7 protein-coding genes are annotated in these 6717 nt (G+C 49.5%); 5 read left to right on the forward strand and 2 right to left on the reverse strand.

The window, feature by feature from the left end; all coding sequences use genetic code 11:
* Positions 1-9: 9 nt before the first annotated feature.
* The 5 genes from I8U17_RS10915 (at position 10) to I8U17_RS10935 (ending at position 6235) form a co-directional block, all read left to right on the forward strand.
* A complete protein-coding gene (locus I8U17_RS10915; RefSeq protein ID WP_033100375.1) occupies positions 10-1323 on the forward strand; it encodes a nucleotide sugar dehydrogenase in 1314 nt (437 codons plus the stop codon).
* Between the two features lie 14 nt (positions 1324-1337).
* Positions 1338-2084: an acyltransferase gene (locus I8U17_RS10920; protein ID WP_033100374.1), complete on the forward strand. Its 747-nt coding sequence runs from the start codon at positions 1338-1340 to the stop codon at positions 2082-2084.
* A 34-nt stretch (positions 2085-2118) separates the two neighbouring features.
* Positions 2119-3585, forward strand: coding sequence for a lipopolysaccharide biosynthesis protein (locus I8U17_RS10925; RefSeq protein WP_198055540.1), 1467 nt, complete (start codon positions 2119-2121; stop codon positions 3583-3585).
* 6 nt (positions 3586-3591) lie between these two features.
* Positions 3592-4977, forward strand: a complete 1386-nt coding sequence (locus I8U17_RS10930) for an O-antigen ligase family protein (RefSeq protein WP_152568510.1) — start codon at positions 3592-3594, stop codon at positions 4975-4977.
* 151 nt (positions 4978-5128) lie between these two features.
* Positions 5129-6235, forward strand: coding sequence for a glycosyltransferase family 4 protein (locus I8U17_RS10935; RefSeq protein WP_160173825.1), 1107 nt, complete (start codon positions 5129-5131; stop codon positions 6233-6235).
* Here I8U17_RS10935 and I8U17_RS10940 read toward each other — a convergent pair.
* Positions 6224-6391, reverse strand: a complete 168-nt coding sequence (locus I8U17_RS10940; protein WP_198055539.1) for a hypothetical protein — start codon at positions 6389-6391, stop codon at positions 6224-6226. The genes I8U17_RS10935 and I8U17_RS10940 overlap by 12 nt on opposite strands.
* Positions 6388-6717 (reverse strand): hypothetical protein (locus tag I8U17_RS18335; RefSeq protein ID WP_232331032.1); only part of this gene is annotated, 330 nt, incomplete at its 5' end. The genes I8U17_RS18335 and I8U17_RS10940, both read right to left, overlap by 4 nt.

Below are 6717 nucleotides of genomic sequence, written 5' to 3' on the forward strand. Positions count from 1 at the left end.
GAATGATCCATGAGCGGAAAAACATTGCTGCAAAAAATTAACGATAAATCAGCCGTGATCGGCGTTGTCGGATTGGGATATGTCGGTTTGCCGCTCGCCGTCGAAAAAGCAAAAGCGGGCTTTAAAGTGATCGGCTTTGATATCCTGCCAAACCGCGTCGACATGGTGAACAAAGGAATCAACTATATCGGGGACGTTGTGGATGAAGAGCTGAAAGAACTGGTTTCGGAAGGTTTGCTTCGTGCAACCACTGATTATTCCCTCATCTCCGATGTAGATGCGGTGGCTATTTGCGTTCCCACCCCCCTTGATCAATATCAGCAACCCAATGTCTCCTATGTGGAGAATTCGGCGAAAAGCATCGCCAAATACCTTCATCCCGGCATGCTGGTTGTTCTGGAAAGCACGACGTATCCGGGAACGACGGAAGAAGTGGTCAAACCGATTCTGGAGGAAACCGGCCTGAAAGTGGGAGAAGAGTTCTTCCTCGCTTATTCGCCGGAACGGGTAGACCCGGGCAACAAAGTATTTAACACCAAAAACACGCCCAAAGTGGTTGGCGGGGTAACGCCGGAATGTACGGAGATTGCCGCTGCGCTTTACCGCTCGGTGCTCGAAGGGGAAGTTCACGTCGTCTCCAGCCCCAGAGTGGCGGAGATGGAGAAGATTTTGGAAAACACCTTCCGCAATATCAATATCGCCCTGGTCAATGAAATGGCGATTTTGTGCAATAAAATGGGCATCGATATCTGGGAGGTGATCGATGCGGCAAAAACAAAACCTTATGGCTATATGGCGTTTTATCCGGGACCGGGGCTGGGCGGTCACTGCATTCCGATCGATCCGTTCTACCTCACCTGGAAAGCGCGTGAATACAACTACCACACCCGCCTGATCGAAGTGGCCGGGGAAATCAACAATGAAATGCCGGAATTCGTGGTCGACCGCATCATGAAAGTCCTCAATCGCTACGGCAAAGCGTTGAACGGAGCGAAAGTGGCCGTGCTCGGCGTCGCCTACAAAAAAGATATTGACGACTATCGCGAATCGCCGGTGATGGAGATCGTGCAACTCCTTGAAAAATATCGCGCTGATTTTGTGACGGTTGACCCGCATATCTCCACCTTCCGTGCCGGAGACAAAGAGTATGAAACCGTGCCGTTGACCGAAGAATTGCTCGAGTCTGCCGATCTTGTCCTGATCACGACCGATCACAGCGCATTTGATTACGAATTGATTGCCAAAAAAGCGAAAGTCATCTTTGATACGCGGAATGCGCTGAAAGATGTACAAAAAATCGAAGCGGATTACGAAAAACTATAAAGGCGGGTTTTTCCATGAAAAACTTTGTGCATGAGTCAGTCAAGATGGGGACAGGTGTCTCCATCGGCTTCTTTTCCGTCGTAGAAGAAGGAGTCGTGTTGGGCGATAACGTGACCATTGGCAATAATGTAACCATTCATGCAGGAACTGTGATCGGATCAAACGTATATATTTCAGATAACTGCGTGTTGGGGCGCTGGCCTCGTCCGGCCAAGAGTTCCACGGTAAAAGTGGATGCCGATCTGCCGCCGCTCACCATCGGCGACGGAACGACGATCGGGGCCAATACCGTCCTTTACCGGGGGAGCACGTTTGGCAAAGAGGTTATGATCGGCGATCAGGCCTCTGTCCGTGAAAAATGCACAATCGGTGACCGTGTGGTTATCGGGCGTGGAGTGGCCGTGGAAAATCAAGTGGAAATCGGTTCTTTCACCAAAATTCAGACGAATGCTTACATCACTGCCTATACGACCCTGGAAGAGCGCGTCTTCATCGCGCCAACCGTGACCACAACCAACGATAACTTTATGGGACGGACCAAAGAGCGGTTTAAATTCGTTAAGGGCCCGCTGGTGAAACGGGGAGCCCGCGTGGGAGGCGGTTCCATTCTGTTGCCGGGTGTAACCGTGGCGGAGGAAAGTTTTATTGCTGCCGGTGCTTTGGTTCACCGCGATACGGAAACGGCCAAAGTTTATGTCGGGGTGCCTGCACGTGTTTTGCGTGAAGTGCCGGATCGCGAAAAATTGGAAAATCAGGATTAACCACCACACCTCATATACGGAAAAGGTGTAGCGTATGAAACAATATATAAAGAGATTATTCTCCGATTCTGCCGCTTTTGCCATCGCAACCATGGGGAACAAGCTGGTTTCGGCCATGCTTGGCCCCGTCTTTATCGCCTACCTGAGCATGGGGAAATACGCTGACTGGGGACAGACCAATGTCGTGACCATGGTGCTCCAGTACGTCTGCATTCTGGGTACAGATGCCGCGATGGCTTTTTATTTTTATGATGCCAAGACGGTGGAAGACCGCCGAATCTATTTTACCAATGCACTTCTTTTCAGTGCCGGAACCTGTATCGTTTTCACCCTGCTCGTTTACTTGTTTGGCGGGCCTTTGACAGACGCACTTTATGCGAATAGTGAAAATTATACCTATTTGCTGCCGGTTGCTTTCCTTGCGACAGTTGGCGCTATTGTGATTCAGCATATTTTGGGGTATGCCCGGTACAGCCGCCGGGTCTGGACCTTTAACATCTTTAGTATGGCCTATGTGATCGGTTCTAATCTCCTGAGCATTTTATTTTTGGCCTATTTTCACGACGGGGTCATGGGGATCTTTTACGGACAGTTGATCGGTCAAGTAGGTGTGGCTCTCATTTTGCTCTATCTGTTCCGAGGGGAATTTCACCTGAAAATCTCACGCCGGCACTTATCGGATCTGATTCGTTACGGAGCCCCGCTCCTTCCGACCTTGCTGGCGTTTTGGGCGATGAGTTCCGTTTCCAGACCGATCATCTACCATTTGGCTTCGCCGGAACACGCCGCCATTTATGAAGCGGTGATGCGGCTCGCCAGCATTATTGTGTTGATCACCTCTCCGTTTCAGCTGGCATGGCGGCCTTTTTCCATGTCGATCAAAGATCGCGAAGATGCTCCGGAGCTGTTCGCCCTGGTCGGCCGGGCTCTGCTTGTGGTCGGAACGCTCGCGGTCATGATCTTAACCTTTTTTATCCAATGGATCTACGGCCTTTACACCGTCGGAAAACACGGTTATGGTATGGGATATATTTATGTTTGGGCTGTTTCACTCGGCACTTTTTTCAACGTCTTGCAAAACGTGTTCGGTGTCGGTTTGCTGATCAAAAAGAAAACCAAAGTGATTTCCTATGGTTTTATGATTGCAGCTGTTGTTTATTTGGTGGGTAATCTGATCCTGGTGCCGATCTTCAATATCTGGGGTTCGGTTTCCATGACCGTATTGGCTTACTTGATCGTCATCGTTTGGGTGTACTATCAAAACCAAAAGGTATATCCTATCAACTTCCGGTTTCGCTCGATTGCCATCTATCTCGCAGTCTTCTTTATCTCCATGATCGGCATTACTTATGTGCAAGCCAACCATCTGGAAAACGCATGGCTCTATTATTTGCTGGCACTGGGAGTGACGATGGGCACTGTGTTTGCAACCGGGCTGTTTTCCATTCGTTCACTGAATCGAATCGGTCGGGCATTGCCTAAACTAGGTGGAAAAGGGTGAGAGTTGGTGAGTGAGCTGTTGTTTCCTAGACAGAAGCGTTTAGAAACATTGTTTTATCTCATGATTGTTTTTGCGCTGCTGGGACCCTCCTTTGGCGTCCCGGTGGCGGACTTTCGTTTGACATTTTTCCGCGTTGCCTTTGTTCTGCTGGCGGCTGGCTTCGTTTTGCGCCTGGTGGGACAAAAACAACTGGCGGCTTCACATATGATGCCGGTTCGCTGGTATGTGACATTTTTCGCGTTTTGGTTTCTTTACGGTGTTGTCAGCCTGGCATGGGTGATGAATTATGGCTATGCTGTCCGTTATCTCAGTTATTTGGTGTTTATGATGCCGCTGTCCCTTGCCTTTCCTTATTTTATCGATACGGAGCAGAAATTCTGGAAGACGAGCCGCATCCTGTTTTGGGTCTTTGCTTCGATCGTTTTCTTCGGGGTATTTGAATCGATCACGCTGCTCCATCTTCCGACCTCGGCTGTGTTTGGCAAAGCCTCGGCAAGTGTGACTACGGTGTTCAGGAATCAAAATGATTTTGCCAGCTGCATTACGATTGCCCTTCCGTTTTTGATCTCGGCACTCTATATGCTGAACTTGAAACGAAAGCACAAATGGTTTATCTATATCACCGGGATCCTGGCCTTGTACGATTTGATGGCTACGGGATCGCGCAGCAACACTTCCTTTGCCCTGCCGCTCGCATCCCTTGTCCTGGTGGTGGGCCTCACCTTTGTCATGGAACGCAAGCGTATCACCAAAAAGAACCTGGCCACGGCATTGATTGCCATCATCGCCGCGGTGATTACGGTCAATGTGCTGAGCCAGTTGTTTTTAAGCCCGGAGGCACGGGAGCAGGCGAAGACGAAACTGTCCAGCACGTTTGGCTTCATCATGGACGTCCAGCATTCGGACTGGAGCCTGGACGACGGGAGCGATGATGTGGTCAAAGGGGAAACGGGTGAAAGTGCCACTGTCCGCAAATATCTTATCCTGAACGGGTTGAGATTCCTGCAAGAGTCCCATTATATGGGTGTCGGTGCCGGTAACGTCGAGGCTTGGATGGATAAATACGGCGTAAAAGTAAACAAAGTCAACATTCACAACTGGTGGGCGGAAATCCTCGTCAATTTCGGCGTAATCGTGTTTGTTCTCTATATGGCGCTCTATGTCTGGATGTTGTGGCGTTTGTGGAAATTGGCCAGCCTGAAACACTCACCGTCATTAAGCCCGGTAATGCGCTGGGGCGCGTACTCCTGTCTGGCTTCGTTGACCGGTTTTTTCTTCGGGGCAATGGCGCCGAGCACATGTATCGGTTTCACTCCGATGTGGGTGATTTATGGATTAAGTTTGGCGGTGATTGTTGTCGGGGAGAATCAAAAGGCCGCGAAAACCCAATAAATGTTTAATGGATACGGCTATCAAGAATAGCCGTTTTTTATTGACAAACTTAAGAAAATATCAAGATTGCTATGTTGGGCGGGATTATTATTTTGTAATATGGAGACAGATACTTTTAGGTCGTTTTGTCACAGTGAAAGGAGAAGCGTTTGTGGCGGCAAAAGTCATGATTTTCAGTTCGGTTCATCCCTACGATGATTCGCGCATTTTTCACAAACAGGCGAAATCATTGGCGAAAGAAGGATATCAGGTAGAACTTCATGCCGTCGCTGATTTTGCGGAAAAGGTGATCGATGGTGTACGGATCTTCGGCGTCAAACGGGTGAATAAAAAATGGAAACGGCTGACGTGCGGTTTTACTCTGTTTCGAAGGGCACTCAAAAGCGGAGCGGATCTGTTTCACTTTCATGATCCCGAATTGCTTCCGTGGGGAGTGCTGCTCACCTGGATCACCGGTTGCCCCGTGATCTACGATTCGCATGAGGACCTGCCCAAACAGATTCACACCAAACCATGGATTCCGCAAAAAATCCGCGGTCCTTTATCCCGTCTGGTGCATAAGGTCGAAAAAGGCCTGGCCAAAAAACTGGCCGCTGTCGTCACGGCAACCGATTCGATTCGCGATCAATTCAAAACGGCAAAAAACGTGACAGTCATTAAAAACTATCCTTTGCCCATGCCGAAGCTCGACAAGCGGGAAGATGAGGTCAACCGGATTTTGTATGTGGGGGGAATCTCCTATTTACGCGGCTATAAGGAGATGATTCAGATGATGGATCATCTGCCTGAAGAGCTGCAGGCAGAACTCCATCTGATCGGCCCTCTGCAGCATATTGCTCCGGAAGACCAGAATCAGGAGGAATTGGCGCAAAAGCGAATCTATTTGCATGGACGGATTTCATTTGCTGAAGTTCAGGAGTGGCTGGCCAGGGGGAAAGTGGGGCTGGTTTGCCTCCATCCGGTTGAAAATTACCGTGAATCCTTGCCGATCAAGATGTTTGAGTATATGGCGGCCGGCTTGCCCCTCGTCGCAACCGATTTTCCCCTGTGGCGCGAAATTGTCGAAACCAGTCACTGCGGCTTTATCGCTGACGCTCTCGATCCCAAGGATATTGCTGAGAAAGTCACCAAGCTCCTGACGGATGATTCGTTGCGCCAACAGATGGGGGCTGACGGAAGACGGGCGCACGAAGAGATTTATAACTGGCATGTGGAAGAAAAGAAACTCCTTGCGCTGTACAAACAATTATTGAGCTGAAGAAACCCCGGTCATCATCGGTCGATGGCTGGGGCTTTTTTGTTGTGCGCTGCAGATAAAAAAACTGATTGCCAGGTTTGTGCGGCCGGAGCGACGAAAGTCCCCCCGGACAATGGTGGTGACCAGCGGTGCGCCGATGCCGAGCACTGCTTTCATGACGGGGCCTTTGCCTGTTTTGAAGCCCCAGTAACAGAATCGGCCAGCGCGCAAATCTCCAAGATGAACCGCAAGGCGGCCTTTACCTGTTTGATTGCGGACATAAGTTGTGCCGCTCCGTGTGTAAATATTTCGCTTACATAACGGATGAAACCAATCCGTTTGGCGAGCCTTTCTTTTATGAGAGAATTATCCGGAGTTTTCAAAAAGGATGCTTTCGGACCAAAGCATCCTGAGATTGATGACAAACCCCACCCTTTTCTTCGGAAAAGGAATGGGGTTTTGTATATTTCTAGGATATATACAGATAAAGTAAACCTGATGTG

The organism is Thermoactinomyces sp. CICC 10521, from assembly GCF_016055135.1.
GTDB lineage: Bacteria > Bacillota > Bacilli > Thermoactinomycetales > Thermoactinomycetaceae > Thermoactinomyces_A > Thermoactinomyces_A daqus.

Bases quoted from the DNA above. Each gene is read 5' to 3' on its own strand.
- I8U17_RS10940 (WP_198055539.1), bottom strand. From the start codon at position 6,391: ATGAAAGCAGTGCTCGGCATCGGCGCACCGCTGGTCACCACCATTGTC.
- I8U17_RS10925 (WP_198055540.1), top strand. From the start codon at position 2,119: ATGAAACAATATATAAAGAGATTATTCTCCGATTCTGCCGCTTTTGCC.
- I8U17_RS10915 (WP_033100375.1), top strand. From the start codon at position 10: ATGAGCGGAAAAACATTGCTGCAAAAAATTAACGATAAATCAGCCGTG.
- I8U17_RS10920 (WP_033100374.1), top strand. From the start codon at position 1,338: ATGAAAAACTTTGTGCATGAGTCAGTCAAGATGGGGACAGGTGTCTCC.